The 23,754-nt window shown below is 69.7% G+C and carries 16 protein-coding genes; 8 read left to right on the top strand and 8 right to left on the bottom strand.

Features of this window, described 5'->3' with window-relative positions:
• Nucleotides 1-261: 261 nt before the first annotated feature.
• The 5 genes from ACFWFP_RS29695 to ACFWFP_RS29715 form a co-directional block, all read right to left on the bottom strand.
• A complete protein-coding gene (locus ACFWFP_RS29695) occupies nt 262-1,584 on the bottom strand; it encodes a S1 family peptidase (protein ID WP_379300492.1) in 1,323 nt (440 codons plus the stop codon).
• A gap of 91 nt (nt 1,585-1,675) precedes the next feature.
• Entirely contained in the window at nt 1,676-3,037 is a 1,362-nt protein-coding gene (locus tag ACFWFP_RS29700) for a S1 family peptidase (RefSeq protein ID WP_379300494.1), read from the bottom strand.
• A 118-nt stretch (nt 3,038-3,155) separates the two neighbouring features.
• Complete coding sequence (locus ACFWFP_RS29705; protein ID WP_379300496.1) at nt 3,156-4,253, bottom strand: hypothetical protein; 1,098 nt, start codon at nt 4,251-4,253, stop codon at nt 3,156-3,158.
• A 44-nt stretch (nt 4,254-4,297) separates the two neighbouring features.
• Nucleotides 4,298-6,808 (bottom strand): LuxR C-terminal-related transcriptional regulator, encoded by a 2,511-nt coding sequence (locus ACFWFP_RS29710; protein ID WP_379300498.1) that lies wholly within the window; start codon nt 6,806-6,808, stop codon nt 4,298-4,300.
• A complete protein-coding gene (locus ACFWFP_RS29715) occupies nt 6,801-8,606 on the bottom strand; it encodes an Hsp70 family protein (protein ID WP_379300500.1) in 1,806 nt (601 codons plus the stop codon). The genes ACFWFP_RS29710 and ACFWFP_RS29715 overlap by 8 nt, the downstream gene beginning before the upstream one ends.
• 292 nt (nt 8,607-8,898) lie before the next feature.
• On the opposite strand from ACFWFP_RS29715, the gene ACFWFP_RS29720 reads away from it, so the two are divergent.
• The 3 genes from ACFWFP_RS29720 to ACFWFP_RS29730 are packed head-to-tail and all read left to right on the top strand — an operon-like array spanning nt 8,899 to nt 15,019.
• A complete protein-coding gene (locus tag ACFWFP_RS29720; protein ID WP_379300502.1) occupies nt 8,899-11,598 on the top strand; it encodes an IniB N-terminal domain-containing protein in 2,700 nt (899 codons plus the stop codon).
• A gap of 17 nt (nt 11,599-11,615) precedes the next feature.
• Nucleotides 11,616-13,454, top strand: a complete 1,839-nt coding sequence (locus tag ACFWFP_RS29725) for a dynamin family protein (protein ID WP_379300504.1) — start codon at nt 11,616-11,618, stop codon at nt 13,452-13,454.
• On the top strand, nt 13,451-15,019 hold the full coding sequence (locus ACFWFP_RS29730) for a dynamin family protein (protein WP_379300506.1): 1,569 nt from the start codon (nt 13,451-13,453) through the stop codon (nt 15,017-15,019). The genes ACFWFP_RS29725 and ACFWFP_RS29730 overlap by 4 nt, the downstream gene beginning before the upstream one ends.
• Nucleotides 15,020-15,060: 41 nt before the next feature.
• Here the strand turns inward: ACFWFP_RS29730 and ACFWFP_RS29735 are convergent, their stop codons facing one another.
• The gene (locus ACFWFP_RS29735; protein WP_379300508.1) at nt 15,061-15,363 is read right to left on the bottom strand and encodes a hypothetical protein; all 303 of its coding nucleotides are present in this window, start codon (nt 15,361-15,363) and stop codon (nt 15,061-15,063) included.
• Nucleotides 15,364-15,666: 303 nt separating this feature from the next.
• Between ACFWFP_RS29735 and dnaK the strand changes: the two genes are divergently transcribed.
• The 5 genes from dnaK to ACFWFP_RS29760 all read left to right on the top strand — a co-directional run bounded on the left by dnaK (nt 15,667) and on the right by ACFWFP_RS29760 (nt 21,506).
• On the top strand, nt 15,667-17,532 hold the full coding sequence (gene dnaK, locus ACFWFP_RS29740; RefSeq protein WP_379300510.1) for a molecular chaperone DnaK: 1,866 nt from the start codon (nt 15,667-15,669) through the stop codon (nt 17,530-17,532).
• Nucleotides 17,529-18,101 (top strand): nucleotide exchange factor GrpE, encoded by a 573-nt coding sequence (gene grpE / locus ACFWFP_RS29745; RefSeq protein WP_379300512.1) that lies wholly within the window; start codon nt 17,529-17,531, stop codon nt 18,099-18,101. Before dnaK ends, grpE begins: the two co-directional genes overlap by 4 nt.
• A 24-nt stretch (nt 18,102-18,125) precedes the next feature.
• Nucleotides 18,126-19,319 carry a molecular chaperone DnaJ gene (dnaJ, locus tag ACFWFP_RS29750; RefSeq protein WP_379300514.1) on the top strand — a complete coding sequence of 398 codons (1,194 nt, stop codon included), beginning with the start codon at nt 18,126-18,128 and terminating at the stop codon, nt 19,317-19,319.
• On the top strand, nt 19,319-19,720 hold the full coding sequence (locus tag ACFWFP_RS29755; RefSeq protein ID WP_379300516.1) for a heat shock protein transcriptional repressor HspR: 402 nt from the start codon (nt 19,319-19,321) through the stop codon (nt 19,718-19,720). Before dnaJ ends, ACFWFP_RS29755 begins: the two co-directional genes overlap by 1 nt.
• A 616-nt stretch (nt 19,721-20,336) precedes the next feature.
• Nucleotides 20,337-21,506, top strand: a complete 1,170-nt coding sequence (locus ACFWFP_RS29760; protein ID WP_379300518.1) for an FAD-binding oxidoreductase — start codon at nt 20,337-20,339, stop codon at nt 21,504-21,506.
• 32 nt (nt 21,507-21,538) lie between these two features.
• Here the strand turns inward: ACFWFP_RS29760 and ACFWFP_RS29765 are convergent, their stop codons facing one another.
• Nucleotides 21,539-22,297 (bottom strand): FAD-binding oxidoreductase, encoded by a 759-nt coding sequence (locus tag ACFWFP_RS29765; RefSeq protein ID WP_379300520.1) that lies wholly within the window; start codon nt 22,295-22,297, stop codon nt 21,539-21,541.
• Between the two features lie 29 nt (nt 22,298-22,326).
• Nucleotides 22,327-23,484 (bottom strand): FAD-binding oxidoreductase, encoded by a 1,158-nt coding sequence (locus ACFWFP_RS29770; RefSeq protein WP_379300522.1) that lies wholly within the window; start codon nt 23,482-23,484, stop codon nt 22,327-22,329.
• Nucleotides 23,485-23,754: the final 270 nt, after the last annotated feature.

Here is a 23,754-nt window from a genome sequence, read left to right on the forward strand (position 1 = left end):
CTCCTTCGTCGCCTACGCCCCGGCGCCTGACCGGCGGCCCGGCCGCGGACCGGCCACTTCGTGGCCGCCGCTCCCTAGGGGTCGCGGGTGCGGGGTTGGGAGTGCGGTCATGGCGGAACTGGGGTGTGCGGTGTGGCTGCGGTTGAGCTACTGGGCGACGCGTTGAAGGGTTGGGGGGGAGGTGGGGAGACAGACGAAAGGCCGGTAGCGGGAGTGCTACCGGCCTTTCTGGGCTGCTCTGTGCCTACATCATGGTGGTGATCAGTTGGTGCGGACCGACAGGCCGGGGTTGTCCGAGAGGACGACGGTCAGGGGCTGGGCGAACAGCTGGGGGGTGTCGCCGGTGATGGCGCCGATGATGTTCGGGATCTCGCAGATGGGGAAGTCCGCGACCGAGGACGCGCTGGAGATGCCGAGAGCCAGGCGGCCGGTGACGATGGCGCCGCCGGAGTCGCCGGGGAGGGCGCAGATGTTGGCCGAGAAGCTCTGGGTGAGCTGGCGGTCGCCGACCTGGACGGTCTGGTCGACACCGTTGATCACGCCGCAGCTGAAGCCGGTGCGGGCACCGGACTTGCAGACGGGGGCGCCGACCACGGGGGTGGCCACGCCGTCGACGGCGATGGGGGCCTGGCCGGGGATGCGGACCAGGTTGTTCTCGAAGCGGGCGCGCGCGTTGTCGTTGACGCGGATGATCGAGTAGTCCTGCTCGCCGAGCACCGACTTCTGGAAGGTGCCGAGCTGGGCGCCCGCGCGATCGCCGTTGACCTCGTACACGGCGGCGGCGTTGCCGGTGCCCGCCGACGGGATGTCGGGGTTGCAGTGGCCCGCCGAGATGTTGATGACGTTGCCCGAGCGGTCGGTGCCGTTGAAGCCGAGCGAGCAGCGCAGCGAGCTGCGGCCGATCACCGAGGCGTAGCCGTCGCCGCCTGCCAGCGCACCGTTGCCGTCACCGGCGACGGGGGTGGCGGTCAGGTCGACGCGCTCACCCGCCACCGGCGGTGCGGTGACGATGACGCGGGAAGGGTCGATGAAGCTGGGCAGCGGGAGGCCGGCCTGCTGCACGCGGACCGCGATCGAGTTGTTCACGGTGTCGACGACGACGCCACGCACCAGCGCGGAGATCTCCGGCGGTGCGGCGGCGAGCCAGTTCTCGAAGGCGGTCTTCTCGCCGCGCAGGGTGGACTCGCTCTTGGCGACGTTGCGGACCTCGAAACCGGCCGACTGCGCGGCTTCCCTGGCCTGGTCGGCGCCGGGGCCGTGCGACAGCGCGATGACGGCGTTGCCCTGGTCGCTCAGCCAGGAACCGGCGAAGACCTGCGGGAACTGACGCTGCGCGGTGGTGGAGAACGCGGCGACCTGCTGCGCGACATCGGCGCGGCGCAGGTACTCGTCGGGGGAGATCTTCAGATCCCGGGTGACCGCCTCGATGAGCTGGGCGGGCAGGTCTGCGGGCGCGGGCTGCGCGTCGGCAACCGCCATCGTGGGGCCGAACAGCAGAAACGCCGCCGAAGCGGCGATTATCGATTTCCGAGCTCTTCTCGAGCTTCGCGCGGACGGGGTACGACCCATACGTGGCAGGAGCATGGTCCGAACTATATGGGCTCGAGCGACTTATGCCTACTCGGACCGGGCAAGAGATTTCGCTCACCCGGTCCGGTCGGTGATTCTTCCCCGCTCAGCCCGCGTTGGGCTTGGTGCGCACCATGATTCCGCTGCCGAGACCGCCACCGGATGTCGCCTCGATGTCGGTCAGGATGGGCCGGATCGGGACGCCGAGCGACGCCGTGCCGCCGTAGGGGGCGAGCTGGGTGTTGGCCTCGGTGCAGTTGGGCGCGCCGGAGGCGTTCGAGCCGCTGGTGATGCCGAGGGCGAGCGTGCCGGACACGATGGCGCCGCCGCTGTCGCCGCCGAGGGTGCAGGCGGTGCTGGCGAAGCCGCGGATGGTCTTGCTGACGCCCGCTTCGGTGAACAGCTGGGTCTCCACGTGATCGGCCGAGACGAAGCCACAGGTGAAGGTGGAGGACTGGCCGGTCTTGCAGACCGGTGCGCCGGTGACGGGTTCGGCGGTGCCGGTGATCGTCAGGGTGGTGCCCTCGGCGCCGCGCACGCGAGGCTGATCCATGCCGGCGTTCACCGCGCGCTCGTTGAGCTTGATCACCGAGTAGTCCAGCGAGGCGGGGCCGCCGAGCACAGCGCGGGCGAAGGTGCCGACCTCGGGACTGTTGGGGATATCGCGCACGTTCGGGACGTAGACCGAGGCCGTGCCGCCGTTGTCGACGTTCGGGTTGCAGTGGCCCGCGGAGATGTTGAGGGCGTTGCCCGCGGCGTCGGTGCTGTTGAACCCGAACGAGCAGACGTCCACGCCGCGCAGGTCGGCGTCGTGCAGGTCCTTCTTCGCGGTGATGTAGGTGTCGCCGCCCATCGGCTTGTACTCCACCGGTCCGCCGCCGCCGGGCGAGAGCACCACCTTGATGGTGGCGATCAGGGTCGGCAGGTTGAGCATGTGGCCGGTGCCGGTGTTGGCCACGTTGAGCACCAGCTGGCTGTTGAGCGCGTCGATCGCGATCGAGCTGATCGGCGCGGAGATCGCGGGCGGCAGGCTCGCGATCCACTGACTCAGTTGCACCAGCGCGCCTTCCAGTCCACCGGCCGAGATCGGCGCGAGGTGGGTCTGGTAGCCGGCGGCGGTGACGAGTTTGCCCGCCTCGGCGTCGGTGGTGGCGACGACGGCCTTGCCCTCGGGCGTGAGCCAGGCACCGGCGAAGGTGTCGGGGTTCGCGGCGCGGAAGCCGGTCGCGTAGTCGCGCAACTGCTGGGCGCGCGCGGCACGATCGAGGTACTCGGTGGGGGTCATCCCGAGGTCACGCGACAGTGCGGTCACCAGTCCACCGGGTAGCGCATCGGCCGAAAGTTGCAGTGGCGCAACAGGTTCCGATGACGCGATGCCGGATCCGAGCAGGGGTGCGAGAAGAACAGTCGCGGCGAACCCGGCGGAGGCTGCCTTGACCGCGGCGCGACGCGCCACCAACTTGCGCATGAAATCCCTTCGTCGACAACCAGTGACCGAGAACACCGCCGGCGGCGATCATGTCGGTCAGCGCATCACTCTAGGGCACGCTCGCCCAGCTGGCGCGGTTACCGCCCGGCTGCTGGATTCAGCGCTGTCCCGGGATCGTGAGGGGCGCGGGGAGATAGCCCGGCGGGTAGGTCCCGAAGGGCGACCGGGGCCGGGTCGTGGTGGGGCTCGGCGTGGTCGTCGGTGGGGTGGTGGTCGGTTCCGGGGTGGTCGTCGGCGGCGCCTCGGTGGTGGTCGTCGGCTCCGGTTCGTCGGTCGTGGTGACCGGCGGGGGCGTGGTCGGCTCGACGACCGGCGGCGGAGGCGGCGCGGGCGCCGAGGTGGGGGACAGCGTTTCCGGGCCGGCCTCGGAAATCGCCGGCGGTGTGACGGTTCCGGAATCGCGGATCAGAACCGAGACCGCGACCCCGCCGAGCAGCAGTCCGATGAGGGCGGCGGCGGCGATCAGCAGTGGGGTCTTGTTGCGCGCGGGTCCGCGGGCGGGCGCCACCGCGGGCTCGGCGATCGGGGCGGGCGCGATCGGCGCCATCGCCTTCGTCGGCAGCGGCGAGACCGGCAGCGCCGCCGAATACGCCTGTGCGGTCACCGAGGGCGGCTGCAGCGCGGGCATCACATCGGTGGCGACCGTGGCGTTCTCGGTGACGATCGGGTCGGGCGGGGTCGCACCCGCCGGGGTCGCCAGCACCGCGACCAACGCGGCCTGGGCGGCGGCGTTGGCGAAGGTCTTGCCGGGATCGGCGCCGTCCTCGGGCTGGGGCAGCTCGTCCTCGCCGAGCAGGGCCACCGACTTCAAGCCCAGGTAGTCCAAAGCCTCGCGCACGCCGCGCACGACCTCGGTCGACCAGCCCGCGGGATGGGTGGCGTAGAACTCGGCCGGGCCGCTGAGGTGCTCGGTGGTGAGGTCGATCAGGCAGAACATGGCCGTCGCGAGGAGGTCTTCGGCGCGATAGGCCTCGCCGCCGTCGACATCGACACCGGCCGGATCACCGATCGCACGCACGAAACCGGCGATCGAGTGGGCATGCCCGGTGGGAGCCGGCCCGCCGAGGGCGGCGTCACCGTCGTCGGACATGTGCAGAACCGAAGCACGCTCGATCACCTGAACCGTGCCGTCCTCGGTAACCACCGCGGCGATGCATTCGTCATCGGCGATACGCAGGCCGACCCCAGTGGCCATCGGCGGAACACCCCTCACTTCGGCGTCGACATCGTGTGCGCGAGTCACACCAGCAGTTGGCCGTGTCCCATCGCGCGCAGCATTGACAGTAATTCCGATCGTGAGCGCGCGCCTAGTCGACGTCGGATCCGCGCGACGTGATGCTCCACGGTCTTCGCGGAAATGTACAGCCTCGCGCCGATCTCGCGATAGGTCAGACCGAGCAGGACCAGTTCGGCCACCTCGCGTTCGCGGTCGCTGAGCGCACCGGCCTCGCTGGTCAGGGGCGTGGGGCCGGCCGCGGGCGGCTGCGGTTGTGCGGTCGGTCGCAGCGGCTCGACCGGCTGGGCTTGTGTGCGTACCGACCGTGCGAGCTTGAGCAGGGCGGTCGCGGTGGTCGAGTCGCTTGCCGCGAGGGCGGCCTCGCTGGCCAGGCGGGCGGCGTCCCAGGTGAGGCCGAGTTCGGCCAGTGCCGAGACCGCGGCCTGCACATCAGCCGCGACCACTTGTCCACGCAGCACGAGCACCCAGGTGCGCCCGGCGTCGGCCAGCACGGTCGCCTGCCGGTCACCCGCTTCCGCCGCCGTCTTCAGCGCGTGGGCGTGCGGCAGCAGCGCGCGGGGCGACTCGTCGGCCAGCGCGGCCTGCACCCCGTACCAGTGGAACGAATTGGTCCACGCGGGTGCGCGGCCCAGTTTGCGGACCAGCGCCCTGGCGGCATCCACGAGCGGCTCGATCCGGCGCGCGTCTCCCAAGCGGATGCCGGCCAACCACAGCTCGCCGATCGGCAACAGGCTCAACAGGTCGGCTTCCAGCTCGTCGAACAGTGGGCAAGCCGCTTGCCACGCGCGAGCCAGGGCGGCGTGATCGCCGCCACGACGGGCCAGTCCCACGGTCAGGGCATGGGCGAGGAGCTGATCGCGAGGCGCGAGGGCGGGGATGTCGATCTCGGCGAGGATGTTCGCGGCGCGGCGTTCGTCGCCGCCGAGCAGTGCGGTCCAGGCCGTCAGCACCGGAAGCTGCCGGCCACCGCCCATGCCCGCCGCCCGGCGCAGCGCGTCGCCGGCGCGACGGGGCTCGCCGCTGCCGAGGCAGAGCAGCGTGGCGATCGAAACCGCGGAGCAGGGCAGGTAGCGATCCTCGCCGGTGTCGGTGTTGCCCGCCTGGATCAGGGCGGAAATCGCCGCGGCCGTGCCGGTTCCGTGCGGGTCGAGCGATTCGTCGAGCGCGCTCGCGATCAGCCGAGCGCCCGCGTCGGCCTCGGTCGGGGGCCAGTGCCGTGCCGCCGCGGACATGCGCGCGGCGCCTGCCTGTTCACCGGCCAGGGTCAGGACTATGGCCGCGGGTGCCCAGTCGGCGCCGATTCGCTCGGGTCCGAGCCAGTTGTACAGCGCGGCCGCACGGCTCACCAGTCCGCGGCGGATGAGCACGCTCGCGCAGATGCGCACCGCGGCGACGAGGTCGGGGCGTGCGACGTTCTCGGCGGTCAGCAGCGGTTCGGCCAGGCGGAGCGCGGTGTCGGTGTCACCCGCGTGCGCGGCGGCCTCGGCCCAGCGCAACGCGATCGATTCCACCGCGGCGCCCGCCGCGGCCGCCGCCGCGTAGCAGCGGGTCGCCTCGTCGGACTTCTCGGCCGCGCGACAGAGGAACTCGGCGAGCCGGGCATCGACGACGCCGGACTCGGCCAGGATCAGCGCGGTGCGATCGCGCAGCAGACCGGCGTCGAGGCGCGCGGTGAGCAGCCTGCGCTGCACCTCGACATAGCGCCGATCGCCGAGCAGCGTCCGCAGCGGACCGACGGCGGGCGCGAGGAGCAGGTCGGCATCGGTGACCAGGGCACCCGACCTGGCCCGGTCGATCAGCTCGTGGGCGGTGGTGGTGTCGACACCGAGCACCTCGGTGAGTTCGGTGGCGTCCAAGCCGGTGCCCGTCGCCGCGATGACCAGCGTTTCGAGCAACTCCGGCTCGACCGCTTCCAGCAGCGTCCGCGTCCAGACGGTGACAGCTTCGTCGACCGCTGCCCGGCAGGTCTCCAGCGACGCGGCATGGGCACCCTTCAACGCCGCGACGACACCGCCGGGGATTCCCGCCGTCAGCTGATGGATGTGCGATGCGAGCGGCTGGGACACGGCCACGCCGAGTTCCCTGGCGAACGCGGTGATGTGGGCACTTCCCAGTGCCCGAAGATCCACCGTGCGGCCGTTGCGGGCCACCGCGTCGGCCAGTGCGCGCAGCTGGGGATCGTGTGGCCGAGGCTGGGTGGTCAGCACGACGGAGCGTCGTCCGGTTTCGATTGCCTCGCAGAGCGCGCGAAGCTCGTCGTCGCTGTAGCTGTGGACATTGTCGGCGACGAGCACGGCCCGGTCGGGGACCCCGTTCTCGACGTCGTCGGCCGCGGATTCGAGGACCGGTATGCCGTGGCGACGCAGACGCGCGCGAACGGCGTCGAGCAGGAACGTCTTTCCGGTCCCGGCCCGGCCGCGGATCAAGAGCAGCACTGTCTGCTGGTCGGCGGTGTCGAGATCGCGGAAAACGGTTCGGGCATGCGGGAAGGTGTCGTGAGCGATCTCAGCCACCATTGCCTCCGAGGACCTTGCCGGGCAGTTGCGTACCTGATTCGAGGGTTTCGCCGACCGCGCCGCCCACGTCGTCGAGTAGGCCGCCGGGGTCGACCTTGATCGTGGGGACCTGCGGCCGGGTCGGTGCGGGAGCGGGCGCCGGTGCCGGAGCCGGGGCGGGTGCTGGTGCGGGGGCAGGCGCCGGAGCCGGGGCGGGTGCCGGGGACTGCCCCGCGGGCGGTGCCGGGGCCGGTTGCTGCTCGGCGGGGCCCGGCTGGCCGGCGGTCGCCGGTGTCCCGTCGGCGGGTGCTCCCGCGGTGGGTGCGCCGGGTGCCGGAGTTCCCGCCGCCGGCGTGCCGCCAGGAGCCCCGGCGTCGGTCGTGCCGACCGGGATCGCACCCGATGGCGCTGGTGTGCCGGCCGCGCCTGGCCTTGCCGGGTCGGTGACCACGGAGTTCGTGGCATTCGCTGTCCCGGCCGCGCCGCCCGTGCCGGTCGCCGCGGGGGCGCCGGGGACCGGTGGGGCGACGGAGGTCTCGGCGGGTCCGGTGGGTGAGAACTGGGTGGTGCCGCCGAGTGCGAGGGTGCCGGTGGCGAGCGCGGCCATGGTCAAGGCCGCCGCCGCGACGATCGCCGAGCGTTTGGCCGTGAACATCTTGGTCCGTACCGGCTCGGACGGTGGCAGCGTGAGTCCCTCCACGGCCGGTGCCGCGGCCGCCGAGGCCGGTGCTACCGGTAGGACCGGGATGGCCTCGGTGGGCACGCTGATCGCGGCGACGTCGAGGGCGATCTCGGCCGCGCCGCGGGCCGTGCAGGTCGCCGGGTCGGCGCAGGCGATCACCGGCAGGCCGAATTCGGTGGAGATCAGCTCGGCGACGAGGGGAATCGCGCCGCCGCCGCCGGTGAGCAGGACCCGGCCGACATCGCCGAGGGTGAGGTGGGCGCGGCGCACCGCGTCCTGGAGCAGGCTCATCGAGTCGAGCAGGGTCGGGCGCAGCAGATCTTCGAGTTCGCCCCGGGTCAACCGGACCTGTTCGGTGTGGACCGAGGGGCTGACCATGCCGACCGGAATCGCCGTTGCGGTAATTCTGGACAGTTCTTCTTTCGCAATTCTGCAGCGTTCCCGCAATGCCGACAATTCTTCTTCGACAACGGGATCGAATGGATCGATGTCGTTTCCGTTCAGAACATTTGCCAGCACATAGCGCATGGTCAGTAGATCGAATTCGGAACCGGCGATCGCGGTGCTGTGCGCCGGGGTGCCGAGCAGACCGGCCTGCTCGCCGGTGCGCAGGACCGACACGGTCGACCCGCTCGCGCCGAGGTCGTACACGACCAGCGCGCCGTCGTCGAGCTGTCCGTGCTCGATCTCGTATCGGCGCACGGCGGCCAGCGGCTCCGGCACCAGTGTCACCTCGGGCAGGCCCGAGCGCGCGAGCGCGGACCTGGCGGCCTCGACGGTGTGCTCCGGCCACCATGCCGGGTAGCACGCGACGGTGGTCGGCGCGTCGGTGGCGTCGCCGGAGAGTTCGGCGATCAGCGCACGGGTCGCAGCGGCGGCCAAATCGGCTGCGTCGTGGGCGGAACCGTCCGCTGCCAGCAGATCCACCGGATCGCCGACCCTGGACACGTAGTCGTCGACGACCACTCCGTGACGGTGACGCGTGGTGTCGGCGAAGCTCACCGATCCGTCAGCGCCGAGCATCAGTGCGCTGCGGTGGGTGACAACGGTGGCACCGGTCCCGTCGGCTGTCGTGGCCGCGGCGGCCGAATTCGCCGCTCCGACAGTGATGCCGAGCGCCAGACGCTCTGTCATTGGACAACCCCGTTCGCAGGACTTCCGGCGGGCCGGTAAACGCTTGTGTACAGCGAGATCGCCGATGGCAGCGTCCCACTCGATCTGTCGGTTGCTAGCGGGCAGCTGTTACTCGTGCCGGGGCAAGTACGGGGAAATTCCCCTAATCGGTGGCCGGCCCCTAATGGGGCATGCCCGGCGGGACTAGGTATTCGCCCCGTTATCTGTAACGGCGAACCCGCCTAGCGTGAAAGACATTCCAACGACAAACAGGTCGGGCATCACTGCCGATGATCTGGAGGAGCTGATCTCGATGACACCGAACGCGATTCTGGAGTTCATCCTCAATCTGCTGCGCGACCCGGAAGCCGCGGCGAGCTACTGCGCCAACCCGTGCCTCGCGCTGGCTGAGGCAGGCCTCGCGGTGACCCCGGAGGATATTTCCGCCGTCGCCCCGATGGTGGCGGAATCCGCGCTGGTCAGCGGCGGCTCTCAGCTGCAGGCGATCGTTGCCGCGGGCGCCGCGGCGAGCACGAGCGCGGCCCTGGCAGGCACGGCCACCGCTGCCGCCGCCGTGACGGCGGCCGCGGCAGCCGATGCCGAACTCGACCTCGGTCTCGACGTCGGCCTCGGCGCGGTGGCCTCCGTCGTCGCCGACGCCGCCGCCCAGGTAGGCGCTGGCCTCGATGTCGCACTCGGCGCCGTCACCGGCGCGAACGTCGATGTGAACGCCGGCCTCGGCACCGACCTGGCCGCCGATGTGACCGGCGCCCTCGGTGCCGGCCTCGGCCTGAACGGCGCGATCGACAGCGCCCTCGACCTCGGCGCGAACCTCGGCGGAGCGTTGACCGGCGCGGTCGGTGTCGGTGGTGACCTGGCTGCTGGTCTGGGTGGTGCTGTGAACGGTGTGGTCGGTGTTGGCGGGGACCTGGCCGCTGGTCTCGGCGGAGCGTTGACCGGAGCGGTCGGCGTAGGTGGTGACCTGGCTGCTGGTCTGGGTGGTGCTGTGAACGGTGCGGTGGGTGTTGGCGGGGACCTGGCCGCTGGTCTCGGTGGTGCCCTGAACGGTGCGGCCGGTGTTGGTGGTGATGTGGCTGCTGGTCTGGGTGGTGCTGTGGGTGTTGGTGGTGACCTGGCCGCTGGTCTCGGTGGTGCCCTGAACGGTGCGGCCGGTGTTGGTGGTGACGTGGCTGCTGGTCTGGGTGGTGCTGTGAACGGTGCGGTGGGTGTTGGTGGTGACGTGGCTGCCGGTCTGGGCGGCGCACTGAACGGCGCGGCCGGTGTCGGTGGAGACCTGGCTGCTGGTCTGGGTGGTGCGGTCGATGTGGGTGGAGACCTGGCTGCTGGTCTGGGTGGTGCGGTCGATGTGGGTGGCGATCTTGCCGCCGGGCTCGGTGGCGCGCTGAACGGCGCGGGCGGTCTCGGCGCGGATCTGGGTGCGGGTCTCGACACCACGCTGGCCGGTGGAGTCGGTGCCGGTCTCGACGGTGCCCTGACCGGTGCGGTCGGTGCGGGGGCGGACCTTGCCGCCGGTCTCGGCGGCGACCTGGCCGGCACGGTCGGCGCGGGCGCTGGTCTCGGTGCGGCGCTCACGGGTGCGGTCGGCGCCGGTGCCGAACTCGAGACCGGCCTGGATGCCGCGCTGGGCGGCGCGGCCGGTGCGGGTGTGGGTCTGGGCGGTGTGCTCACGGGTGCGGCAGGCGCGGGCGCGGATCTTGCCGCTGGGCTCGACGGTGCGGTGGGTGCCGGAGCCGGTCTCGGTGGCGCGTTGACCGGTGCGGCCGGTGCCGGTCTCGGTGGCGCGTTGTCCGGCGCGGGCGCTGGTCTCGACGGTGCGTTGGCCGCTGGTGGTGATATCGACGCCGGCCTGGATGGTGCGGCGGGTGTCACCGCTGGTCTGGGCGGTGGCCTCGAAGCCGGTCTGAGCGGTGCGACCACGGCCGCGGGAGGACTCGGTGCCGGCGTCGGCGGTGGGCTCGGTGCGGTCGCCAACGCGGGTGCGCAGGCTGCCGGTGGGCTCGGCGCCGCAGCCAACGTGGGTGCGCAGGCCGCCGGCGGGCTAGGCGTGGCCGCCACCACGTCGGCGATCACCGGTCTCGACGGTGTGGTCGGTGCGGGCGCGGACCTGGGCACCGGCCTCGAAACCGGGTTGGGTGGCGCCGTGTCGGCGGGTACCGATCTGACCGGTGGCTTCACGGGTGGGGCGGAGGCCGGCGCCGGACAGTTCACGACCGGTTTGGAATCAGCGCTGTCCACCACGTCGGGTATCGGGCTGACCACCGGTCTGCAAGGCGGCCTCGAGACCGCGACGACTGCCGGCACCGACGTGACCGCCTCGCTCACCTCGGGTGCGCAGGTGGGAGTGAACGGCGCCCTCGAGTCCGGTGTGGATCTGGCCGGTGGCGCCCACGCGGGCCTGACCGGTGTCGCCGACGCAGGCGCGGGGCTCGCGGGTTCCGCCGTAGGAGGCGCGCAGACCGGGCTGACCGGTGCCGTGGAGTCCGGGCTGACCGGTGCCGCACAGACCGGGCTGACCGGTGCCGTGGAGTCCGGGCTGACCGGTGCCGCGCAGACCGGGCTGACCGGTGCCGTGGAGACCGGATTGACCGGTTCCGCCACCGGCGTCGCCGAAACAGGAACCGGCCTCGAGACCGGCCTCGGCGACACGGGACTGTCGAGCGCGTTCACCGGCGGCACCCAGGTGGCGGGCGGCTTCACCTCCGCCGTCGACGGCACCGCGCAGGGCGGCGGCACCGCCGCGGTCGGTGGCCTCTCCGGCCAGACCACGGCGACCTCGACAACTCAGGTCGACGCTTCCGGCACCGTCGGCGCGACGACCCAGGGTGCGGTGACCACCGCGGCCGACACCTGGTCCGGCGTCGACGTCGCGAGCGCGTTCGGTTCGGGTCTGCACGGTTCCAGCCTCGGCGGTGCCGAGACGTCGCTGTTCGGTGAATCGAGCACCGCCGCCGACACCGGTGCCGACGTGCACACCGACGGACTGTTCCACTGAGCGAAACGGGCAAAGGGATGACGGTTCTCGCACCGACCGCGGTGCCGCTGACGACGGTGTTGTCCGACACCGTCGCGGCGGCCCACGCCGCGGGCCGTGACGACCTGGTCGGCCGCCTGGAGAAGGTGGCCGTGCGGGTGCGCGACCCGCGCCACCGGATCGTCGTCACCGGTCAGCTGGGTCAGGGCAAGAGCAGGTTCGTGAACGCGCTACTCGGGTTGGATGTGTGCCGGGTCGGCGACGACGCGACCACCGTGTTGCCCCTGCAGCTGTCCTACGGCGCGCAGCAGCGGGCGTACCTGGTGCTCACCGCGCCGGGTACCGACGAATCGCGGGTCGAGATCCCGTTCGACGAGATCGGCGCCGTCGATCCCCGCACGCCGCTGGCGCAGGGCAGACAGGTGGTGCGGATCGAGGCGGAGCTCCCCAGTCAGCTGCTGGCCGACGGCATCGTCCTGATCGACACCCCTGGCGTCGGCGGACACGGAAGTGCCTGCGCCGCGGGCGTGCTCGGCCTCGCGGCGGCCGCCGATGCCGTGCTCGTGCTCTCCGATGCCTCCACCGAGCTCACCGAACCCGAACTCACCTTCGTCCGGCAGATCCGTGAAATGTGTCCCGCGGTCGCCGTTCTGCTCACCAAGACCGACCTCTACCCGCATTGGCGTCAAGTGCTGGAGGCCGACCGAGCCCATCTGACGCGCGCGGAAACCGATGTCACCCTGATCCCGGTATCGGCGCTGCTGCGTGCGCACGCCCTGCGTTTGCAGGATGCGCAGCTGGGCCTGGAGTCCGGGTTCGGCGTGCTGTTCGGTTTCCTGCGCGATCGGGTCGTCGCCCGTGATCAGGCGGTCACTCGGCAGGCTGTGGCTCGTGAATTGCATTCGGCGGCGGAGCATCTGGCGCTGGCGCTGGGTAGCGAGCTGGTCGCGTTGCGCGATCCGGCCAGTGGCGCGGCGGCGGTCAACGAGTTGCAGTCGGCGCGTGCGGCGGCCGAGGAGTTGCAGCGGCGCACCGCGAGCTGGCAGCAGACCCTCACCGACGGCATCACCGACCTGGTCGGCGACGTGGACCACGACCTGCGCGAGCGCCTGCGCGGCGTCGCCCGCACGGGCCAGGAGTGGATAGACGAGAACGACCCGGGCAGGCATTGGGGCGCGATCACGGAATGGCTGACCGGCTCCGTCGACACCGCCCTCGGCGACAATCTTCTGCTGACCCACCGCAGAGCCGAACTGCTCGCCGAACGGATCGCGGGCCATTTCGCCGAGGTCGGCGCGGTCGATCTGCCGGAGGTGCACGCCGGGATGGACGATGAGAGCGTCCTGGTGAGCTCGGGTTCCTTGGCCGATCTCGAGCCGGATATCGGGTTCACGAGCAAGGTGCTGGTCGGTATGCGCGGTTCCTACGGCGGCGTGCTGATGATCGGCCTCGCCACGACCTTCGCGGGCCTGGCCATGCTGAACCCGATCTCGCTCGGCGCGGGTCTGATCGTCGGCGGCAAGGCCTATCGCGACGACAAGTCCGCCCGGCTGGCGCGCCGCCGCATCGAGGCGAACGGTGAGGTGCGCCGGTTCCTCGACGACGTGGCGTTCCAGGCCGCCAAGGACACCAAGGACCGGTTGCACCGTATCCACCGCGCGCTGCGCGACCACTTCGCCGGTGTGGCCGAGCGCAGTCTGCGTTCGATCGACGCTTCCCTGCGGGCCGCGCAGGAGGCGGCGGCGATGGCTGCCACACACCGCGCCGAGCGCACCGCAGTGCTGGAACGCCAACTTCACGCGGTCGCCGAGCTGCGTCGCTACGCGGAATCGATGCAGATCGAACCGAGACGGGCCGACGGTACGGTATCTGGGTGACCCACCGTTTCGACACCGCCGCGCCCGGCGACCGGACCACACCGAGGATCCTGGCCGAAGCGCACGAGCTGATCGGCGCGGCGGCGCGGGCGTTCGGCCGCGACGAGTACGTGCGCGCGCTGCTGGCCGAATGCGAGTACCGCTTGCGCGAGCCGCTGCGGGTCGCGCTGGCCGGTTCGATCAAGGCGGGCAAGTCGACGTTGCTGAACGCGCTGGTGGGTCAGGCTGTCGCCCCGACCGACGCCACCGAGTGCACCCGCGTCGTCACCTGGTATCGCGACGCCGCTACCCCCACGGTCACCGCGCACGCGGCCGACGGTTCGCGCGCGAATGTGATCGTGCGACGCGGCGGCGGCGCGCACGGACTGACCTTCGACCTGAACGGTCTGAGCTGGAATGCGCGCGGCCCCCGTGAGGTGGATCATCTCGAGGTCGGCTGGCCGTCGGCCGCGTTGTCGCAGACCACGATCATCGACACTCCCGGCACGTCGTCGCTGTCGCGTGAGGTGTCGATGCGCACCGCACGACTGCTCACTCCCGCTGAGGTCGAGGATGATTCGCGCGCCGCGCCGCTGTCGGTGTCCGGCGCCGACGCCGTCGTCTACCTGTTGCGCCGTCTCGATGCCGCCGATGTGCGTTTTCTCGAGCAGATCGGCGCGGGCGCCGGTGGCGCGGGGCCGCTCGGGGTGATCGGGGTGGTGTCGCGCGCCGACGAGATCGGCTCCGGCCGCATCGACGCGCTGCATTCGGCCCGCGATGTCGCCGCTCGGTTCGCCGACGAGCTGGAACGAACCGGCCTGTGCCAGGCGGTGATTCCGGTGGCCGGTCTGCTCGCCTTCGCCGCGGCGACCCTGCGACAGCCGGAGTTCGCGGCTTTCGAGGCGCTGTCCACGGTGCCCGCGGAGGACCTCGGGATCGCGTTGCTCTCGGCGGACCGTTTCGCCCGCGCCGATATCGCGCTGCCGGTCGCACCGGAACTGCGCGCACAGCTGGTGGATCGCTTCGGTCTGTTCGGTATTCGCATGGCCACCATGCTGATCCGGCTCGGTGCCCGCGATTCTTCCGCGCTGGCCGCGGAATTGGCGGCCCGCAGCGGCATCGAGGAACTCCGGTCGGTCTTGGAGGTCCAATTCGGCCAGCGCGCCGAGGAGTTGAAGGCGCATTCGGCGCTGAGCACGCTGGACCGGATCCTGGCCGCCTACCCCGGCACCGAAGCCGATCGCCTGCGTCCGCGTGTGCGTGCCCGGCTCGCCGATGTGCACGGTTTCACCGAACTCCGGCTGCTCGGCCGCTTGCGCACCGACGAATTGCCTTTGCCGCCACCGGTACTCGCCGACCTGTACCGCATTCTCGGCGGTGCGGGCGTGGCCGCGCATCTCCGCCTCGGGCTACCGGCGGAGTCCGGCCCGGATTCCGTGCGCGCCACGGCTTTCTCCGCCGTTCGCATCTGGCGGGCCCGAGCGGCCCATCCGCTCGCGGACCGAGCCACCGCCACCGCCTGCCGCGCCGCGGCCCGCAGTGCGGAGGGAATCCTGGCCGAACTCCCTGCACCGCGGGCCACCTAGCCGGTCGGAGGAACTGTTCGCACCCCTACCGGCAGGGTTGATCAGTCACCCAGCATCGGCACAACCTCCTCCGCGAGGTACTGCTCGATCCCGCGCCCGGCCCGCTCCGCCTGGATGACGGTGGCGCCGTGCCCCTCGGCCGCGGCGGTCAAGACCTGCCGGGACTCGGCTTCTACCCCACCGCCGATCACCAGCAGGCGAACCTGCTCACGCGCGAGAATCGCGAGCGCCTCCTCGTCGGTGGTCGATCCGAGGGCGCGATATCCGAGCCCGCCCACATAGCCGAGTGCGGCATCGACAACGTCGCGCCCGCGCCCGACGGTCAGCAGATCAAGTGTGTACATGTGCTCCACCCTTTCGTGTTCGAACCGTGAGCTCATCGATAGTCCCCGGACCGTCACGATCGCGCATCGGGGGCTGCAGTTGAGCGCACTCGTGGCAAGAATGGCTCGGGGGCCGGGAAATTTTTTCGGGTGGCGGGAATGAATCGCCGCAGCTGCTGGTTGTGCCGATCAACAACATGAGCGAACCTGACTCAACTTTGAGTTGACTCACGGCGGACCTCGCAGGCAAGATTGAGCCCACTACGCTCAGTTCGTCAAAGCTCAGCGTTGCACTAACCGAACGTCAAACAGGAGGAAACCACTATGGCTCGTGCGGTCGGAATCGACCTCGGGACCACGAACTCCGTCGTCGCCGTGCTCGAAGGCGGCGAGCCGGTCGTCGTCGCGAACTCGGAAGGCTCGCGCACCACCCCCTCGATCGTCGCCTTCGCGAAGAACGGCGAGGTTCTCGTCGGTCAGCCCGCGAAGAACCAGGCGGTCACCAACGTCGACCGCACCATCCGCTCGGTCAAGCGCCACATCGGCACCGACTGGAACGTCGAGATCGACGACAAGAAGTACACGCCGCAGGAGATCTCCGCGCGCACGCTGATGAAGCTGAAGCGCGATGCCGAGGCCTACCTGGGCGAGGAGATCACCGACGCCGTGATCACCGTCCCGGCCTACTTCGAAGACGCCCAGCGTCAGGCCACCAAGGAAGCCGGCCAGATCGCCGGTCTCAACGTGCTGCGCATCGTCAACGAGCCCACCGCCGCCGCGCTGGCGTACGGCCTGGACAAGGGCGACAAAGAGCAGACCATCCTGGTCTTCGACCTCGGTGGCGGCACCTTCGACGTCTCGCTGCTGGAAATCGGCGAGGGCGTCGTCGAGGTCCGCGCGACCTCCGGTGACAACCACCTCGGTGGCGACGACTGGGACGAGCGCGTCGTGTCCTGGCTGGTCGACAAGTTCAAGGCGTCCTCGGGCATCGACCTGACCAAGGACAAGATGGCCATGCAGCGTCTGCGCGAGGCCGCCGAGAAGGCCAAGATCGAACTGTCCTCGGGTCAGTCCACCTCGATCAACCTGCCCTACATCACCGTCGACGCGGACAAGAACCCGCTGTTCCTCGACGAGCAGCTCACCCGCTCGGAGTTCCAGAAGATCACCTCTGATCTGCTCGATCGCACCCGCGCGCCGTTCCAGTCCGTGATCAAGGACTCGGGCCTGAACGTGGCCGACATCGACCACGTCGTGCTCGTCGGTGGTTCCACCCGGATGCCCGCCGTCTCCGAGCTGGTCAAGGAACTGACCGGTGGCCGTGAGCCGAACAAGGGCGTGAACCCGGACGAGGTCGTCGCCGTCGGCGCCGCCCTGCAGGCCGGCGTGCTCAAGGGCGAGGTCAAGGACGTCCTGCTGCTCGATGTCACCCCGCTGTCGCTGGGCATCGAGACCAAGGGTGGCGTGATGACCAAGCTCATCGAGCGCAACACCACCATCCCCACCAAGCGCTCGGAAACCTTCACCACCGCTGACGACAATCAGCCTTCGGTGCAGATCCAGGTGTTCCAGGGTGAGCGCGAGATCGCCTCGCACAACAAGCTGCTCGGCTCCTTCGAGCTCACCGGCCTGCCCCCGGCCCCGCGCGGCGTGCCGCAGATCGAGGTCACCTTCGACATCGACGCCAACGGCATCGTGCACGTCACCGCGAAGGACAAGGGCACCGGCAAGGAGAACAAGATCAAGATCCAGGACGGCTCCGGTCTGTCCAAGGAAGAGATCGACCGCATGGTCGCCGACGCCGAGGCGCACGCCGCCGACGACAAGGCACGCCGTGAAGAGGCCGAGACCCGCAACCAGGCCGAGTCGCTGGTCCACCAGACCGAGAAGTTCATCAACGAGCAGAAGCTGAGCGAGGGTGGCGCACAGGTCTCCGCCGATCAGCTGGCGAAGGTGGAAACCGCGGTCGCCGAGGCCAAGTCGGCGCTCGAGGGCACCGACATCTCCGCGGTGAAGTCGGCCGTGGAGAAGCTGGCCACCGAGTCGCAGGCCCTTGGCCAGGCGATCTACGAGGCCACCGCCGCCGCCGACGCGCAGTCCGGCAACGGCGCGGGCCCCAGCCAGGCCGATGACGATCAGGTCGTCGACGCGGAGGTCGTGGACGAGCCGGTCGACACGGACAAGAAGTGACCGAGGCGAACTCCTCGGAGCAGGAGTTGGTCGAAGACATCCTCGACGACACCGCGGACGAGAACGCGGAGGCCGCCACGGCGGACTCCGCCCTCGACGCCGACGTTGTCGAGCCGGAGCACGACGAGCTGGCCGAGCGCACGGCCGACCTGCAGCGGTTGACCGCGGAATACGCGAACTACCGCCGCCGGGTCGAGCGTGACCGTCAGGCCAACATCGACGCCGCCAAGGCGTCGGTGGTCACCGAATTGCTCGCGGTGCTGGACGATCTGGATCGGGCGAGGGCGCACGGCGACCTCGATTCCGGCCCGCTGAAGTCCGTCGCCGACAAGCTCGAGACCGCGCTGACCAAGCAGGGTCTCGTCGAGTTCGGTTCCGCCGGTGACCCGTTCGACCCCACGCTGCACGAGGCAGTGCAGCACGAGGGTTCAGGCGCCGACCCGGTGATCGGCATCGTCATGCGCAAGGGCTATCGGTTCGGCGACCGGGTGCTTCGGCACGCGCTGGTCGGGGTAACCGATGCCGAGGTCGCGGGGGCATCGGATCCGGATGCCGGCGACAGTCAATAAGAACGCGAAAGGAGGAGATGCCCGGTGAGCCAACGGGAGTGGATCGAAAAGGACTTCTACAAGGAGCTGGGTGTCTCCTCCGGCGCCTCGCAGGACGAGATCAAGAAGGCCTACCGCAAGCTCGCCCGCGACCTGCACCCGGACTCCAACCCGGGTGACACCAAGGCCGAGGAACGGTTCAAGACCGTGAGCGAAGCCAATGCGGTGCTGTCGGATCCTGCCAAGCGCAAGGAGTACGACGAGACGCGCCGCATGTTCGCGGGCGGCGGCGGTGGCGGACGAGCCTACGGCGGCGGGTTCAATCCCGGTGCCGGTGGCGGCTTCTCGCAGGACTTCAACATCGGCGACATCTTCGGACAGGCCGGTAACACCGGTGCCGCGGGCGACGGCGGGCTCGGCGATCTGCTGGGCGGGCTGTTCAACCGGGGTGGCAGCGGTGGCCGGGGGGCGGCTCGTCCGCGCCGCGGCTCCGACGTGGAGACCGAGACGACCCTGGGTTTCCGTGAGGCGGCCCAGGGCGTCACCGTTCCGCTGCGGATGACGAGTCCCTCGCCGTGCACCACCTGTCACGGCAGCGGCGCCAAGCCGGGCACCAGCCCGCGTGTGTGCCCGCACTGCAACGGTGCGGGCGTGGTCAGCCGGAATCAGGGCGCGTTCGGTTTCAGCGAGCCCTGCGACGACTGCCGCGGCACCGGGTCGATCATCGACGACCCGTGCACCGACTGCTCGGGGACCGGTATCCAGAACCGCACCCGCACCATCACCGTCCGGATTCCACCGGGCGTCAGTGACGGTCAGAAGATCCGGCTGGCCGGTCAGGGCGAGGCGGGTCTGCGCGGTGCGCCGTCGGGCGATCTGTATGTCACGGTGCACGTCAGCCAGGACAAGGTCTTCGGCCGTCAAGGCGACGACCTCACCCTGGTGCTCCCGGTGAGCTACAGCGAATTGGTTCTGGGGACAACAGTTTCCGTGCCGACGCTGGACGGCCGGGTCGGCGTGAAGGTGCCCCCTGGCACCGCCGACGGGCGTATCCTGCGAGTCCGTGGTCGTGGCGTGCCCAAGCGCGGCGCGGCGGGCGGCGCCGGTGACCTGCTGGTCACGGTGAAGGTCGCGGTGCCGCAATCGCTGGACTCCGACGCCACCGATGCGCTCAAGCGCTATCAGGAGGCGGAGAAGGCCAGTGGCTTCGAACCGCGTGCAGGATGGGCGGGTGCTTGATGTCCGATAATCCGAAGTCTGTTTCGGGTGCCGCCGCGCGTGCCGAGTTCTTCATGATCTCGGTGGCGGCTCAACTGGCGGGGATGCACGCGCAGACGTTGCGTACCTACGACCGGCTGGGTTTGGTCACCCCGCAACGGACCTCGGGTGGCGGACGCCGTTATTCGGCCCGCGACGTCGAGGTGCTGCGCGAGGTGCAGCGCCTGTCGCAGGACGAGGGCGTCAATCTCGCCGGCATCAAGCGCATCATCGAGCTCACCAACCAGGTGGAGGCGTTGCAGCAGCGCGTGGAGGAGATGAGCGCGGAGTTGGAGCGGTTGCGGGCGGGCTACCGGCCCGACCTGTCGCCGCCGACGCGCAGTACCGCGCTCGTGGTGTGGCAGCCACGGCATCGGCGCTGAGTCGTCTTCGATTCGACGAGCCTCCGGTTCGCCCATCCGCTGTGGTGGATGCGAGCCGGGGGCTCGTTCGTCTCCGGTCAACCCCCGGCGACCGGCTGGTGACTCTCCAGCAACCCACTTATTCGTGATCTTGCTGATCGGAAGTAGCGTCGCGGCGCGCTGAGGTGGGGATTTATCACCGTGGACGTCCAAAAGTTTGCTGCACGGATGCTGAATTCGGATCAATCGGAAGGCATTTCGCTGCCGCCGACCAGTCACTCCGGTGCGCCGCCCCCGCGTGTCATGGCTCGGCGCGTCGGTTTGCCGCGTGTGGCCGACATAGCGGAAGGGTCGCTCTACCAGGGCCATTGGTCACCAATTGCCTGATACGCCGGGCGGTTTCGAGAATCGTGAGCGGCTGTTCACCGTCGATTAACGGGCCACAGGTATGTTTTCATGGGACAATACTGGAAACCGCCTGGTATTTCGTGAATTACATGCGTGATGTTTAAGAGTACGATTCCTAAGCTGGCAAACCTCGCCTAGACTTCTCGCATCGGCTGCTGACGAGTGTCCTCCCAGCCCGTCACTCGCCGGCGCGGCTAGCGTTCGATGGCGAAACGAGGTTGTGACACATATGGATTCGCGGACTATCGCTTTGATCCGTACTACGTTCAAGGCGGTTGCTGCGGAAGAAGGTGGACCCGAGAAGCTGTCGAGGTCGTTCTACTCGATCCTCTTCACGGACTACCCCGGTGTCCGCGACTACTTCCCGGCTGCCATGGATTCCCAGCGCGACCGACTCGTCACGGCGATCTCCTACGCCCTCGACCGGCTGGAGGAGCCCGACAAGCTGCTGCCGTTCCTGGCCCAGCTCGGGCGCGACCACCGCAAGTACGGCGTGCAACCGGCGCACTATGTGGCCGTGGCCAACTCGCTGAAATCGGCCATGCGGTTGTTCGCCGGTGCGGAGATGTGGACCGACGAGGTCGCCAGCGCGTGGGACGAGGGCCTGGCCACCATCAGTGGCGCGATGATCAGCGCCGCCGACAAGGAGACCACCCCGGCCACCTGGACGGGCACCGTCGTCGAACATCGCGAGGTGCTGCGCAATCTCTCGATCGTCCGGGTCCAGCTCGACGTGCCGATGCAGTACGCCGCCGGTCAGTACCTCAGCGTGCAGATCCCCTCGCGGCCGCGGATGTGGCGCTATCTCTCGCCGGCGAACCCGGCCAATCCCAACGGCGAGATCGAGTTCCATGTGCGGGGTGTGCTCGGCGGCTGGGTCAGCCCCGCCATGGTCGCGCATACCGCCGTCGGTGATCAGTGGGCGCTCGGCTCACCCCTCGGCGGTCTCGGCGTGCCGCGCAACACCAAACGCAAGATGCTGATGGTCGGTTGCGGCACCGGCATCGCCCCCCTGCGCGCGCAGATCATGGCGATGGCCCAGCGCCGGGTCAACCCGAAGGTCCACCTGTTCGTCGGCGGCCACCACCCCTGCGATCTCTACGACCTCCAGGTTCTGAGCCAACTCGCCATCGCCAACAAATGGCTCTCCGTCACCCCCGTCAGCGAGAGTGACGAAAACCCCTGGTGGTACTACGACTCCGGCGAGCCCCACCCGGATCTACCCGGCCTGGAACCCCGCATGACCGGTCAAATCGGCAAGGTCGTCGCCAGCTACGGCCCCTGGGCGGACCGCGACGTCCAAATCGTCGGTTCCCCCTCGATGGTCCAGACCACCAAGTTCCGCCTGATGGCCGCAGGCACCCAGGCCCAGTCGATCCGCCACGACCCCTTGTTCTGATGGCGGGCAGGCCGCGACGCCGTCCGTGGTCTTCATGCGCCTTCGGAGACGATGTTGGCCGCGGGGGTTCCTGATTCGATCAAGCGGTCGACGGTGGTGCCGACCATCGCGGGCGAACCGCAGACCAGGACTTGGTGTTCGGTGAACGGGCCGTGGGCTGCGGCGACGTCAGCGAGGGTGCCGTGGAGCATTTCTTCGAGTCCGAAGCCCACATCGGAGCGGGTCTGCTCGTGCCATTCATCGCGCACCGCAGGATCTTCCGGACTCTCGACAACCGGAATGACCGAAAGCCACGGCAATTCGCCCGACAGCAGGAACAGCATGTCGTTGGCGTAGAGGTCGCGGGGTGAGCGGCCGCCGAAGAACAGGTAGGTGCGCGGCGGAGTGTCGCGGCGGGCCAGGTCCAGGATCTGGGCGCGCATCGGCGCCAGCCCGGTACCGCCGGCGATCATCACCACCTCGACAGCGTCGGGGTCGACCGCGAAAACACCATGGGGCGCGTTGATTCGCCACTGATCACCGGGTTTGGTGTCGGTGACGATGGAACTCGAGCACCACCCACCGGGCACCGTCCGGACATGGAACTCGAGCTTGCCGTCCAGCGAGGGCGGCAGCGCGGGGGAGAACCGCCGCCGCACCCCCGGATGCTGCGGCACCTCGACCTCCACCGAACCGCCCGCCTCGAACGGCACGAAATCGCCGATCAGCCGGATCACGGCGAGGTCGTGGCGCAAGCGGTGGTGGCCGACGACGGTGGCAGTCCAGGCGGGGTCGGGAAAAGCGTTGCTCATCAGCCTCTTTCGCGATGTCGCAGGCGGGTTCAGACGGGGTCGGCGGCGATGATCTCGAGCGGTGTACCGGCCCGCTGGAGCGCGTAACGGGTATTGGCGATCATCGACGGCGATCCCGCGATCTGGATCTGACGGTCCGACCACGCGCCGAAGCTGGTCACCACCGCTCCCAGGTTACCGACCAGGCGGCGCGGCATGCCCATCGGCGCCGCACCCGAATCCTGGGGATACCACCAGGGATTGGTGTGCTCCTCGCAGACCGGCACCACCGTCAGCCACGGGTTGGACTGCGAGAGCTGCCACATGTTGTCCACGTCGTAGAGGTCGCCGGGGTAGCGCCCGCCGATGAAGAAGTGCACGCGCGGATTGATCCCCCGCTGGCTCATCTCGATCAGCTGCGCCCGCAACGGCGCGATGCCGGTGCCGGAGCCGATCATCAGGACGTCGCGGCCCGACTCGCGGTCCACGTGCAACCCACCGAGCGGGCCGGCGATCTTCCATCGGTCCCCGACCTTGGTGTCGTTGACGATCGCCGGACTCACCCAGCCGCCACTGATCCGCCGCACATGGAACTCGATCTCGCCATACGGGTTCGCGGGGATGGCCGGGGAGAAGTAGCGCCACATGTTCGGCCGCTGCGGCACCGCGACCGGCACATACTGTCCGGCCTTGAACGGAATGGGCCCGTCGGCCTGTAACCGCACGATCGCCAGATCGTCGAGCACCCGGCGATGACCGACCACGGTCGCGTCCCAGTACGGCTGCGAGGTGTCCTCGTTGGCGCCGATCGCCATCGACGCCGAGATCAGCAGCGTGATGTCACGCCAGCCCTCATCGAGTTCTCTGGTCCAGCGGTTGCCGTGGAAGGTGCGCAGCGCCGCGAGCAGCGCGCGCCCGGCCATGTCGTAGTGGTCGGCCTCGACCCCGTACTTGCGATGGTCGCGGGCCAGTTGCTCGAGGAAGCGCTGGGCGCGTTCGAAGTCCTCGAGATGCTCGAGGACGAACTGCACCGCCGTCGTGATCCGCTTGGCCTGCATGTCCATGGCAGGCGGAAACAGCTCACGCAACCTCGGGTCCTGCGCGAACAGGTGACCGTAGAAAGCGCTGATCAGCCGCTCGGACCCACCGGGTGTCTCCGACACCCCGCGGAAATCGGCGCGGACCAGCGCAAGCGAACGCGCATCCACGTCGTCAAGCTCCATTTCTCTGCAATTGCCGCAATGTGGCTCACCCGTCGGTGCCGCCCGTCCCCAGTATCCCCCGAAACCGTCGTCTCGGTGCAGGGATGCTCGTCACGCATCGTGTGCGCAGCCGCGAGGGCGATCCGCGGCCGCGCACGGCCGGAGCGAATGCGCGGGGTACGCCTGTTCCCAGCCGCACGGATCGTAAACCCCCCGTCTCCGATCGGCGCGATCTCCCCATCATCGATACGCGTCAGTGATCTTGTGCGAACCGGG

This window comes from Nocardia sp. NPDC060249 (genome assembly GCF_042728755.1).
Taxonomy (GTDB): domain Bacteria; phylum Actinomycetota; class Actinomycetes; order Mycobacteriales; family Mycobacteriaceae; genus Nocardia.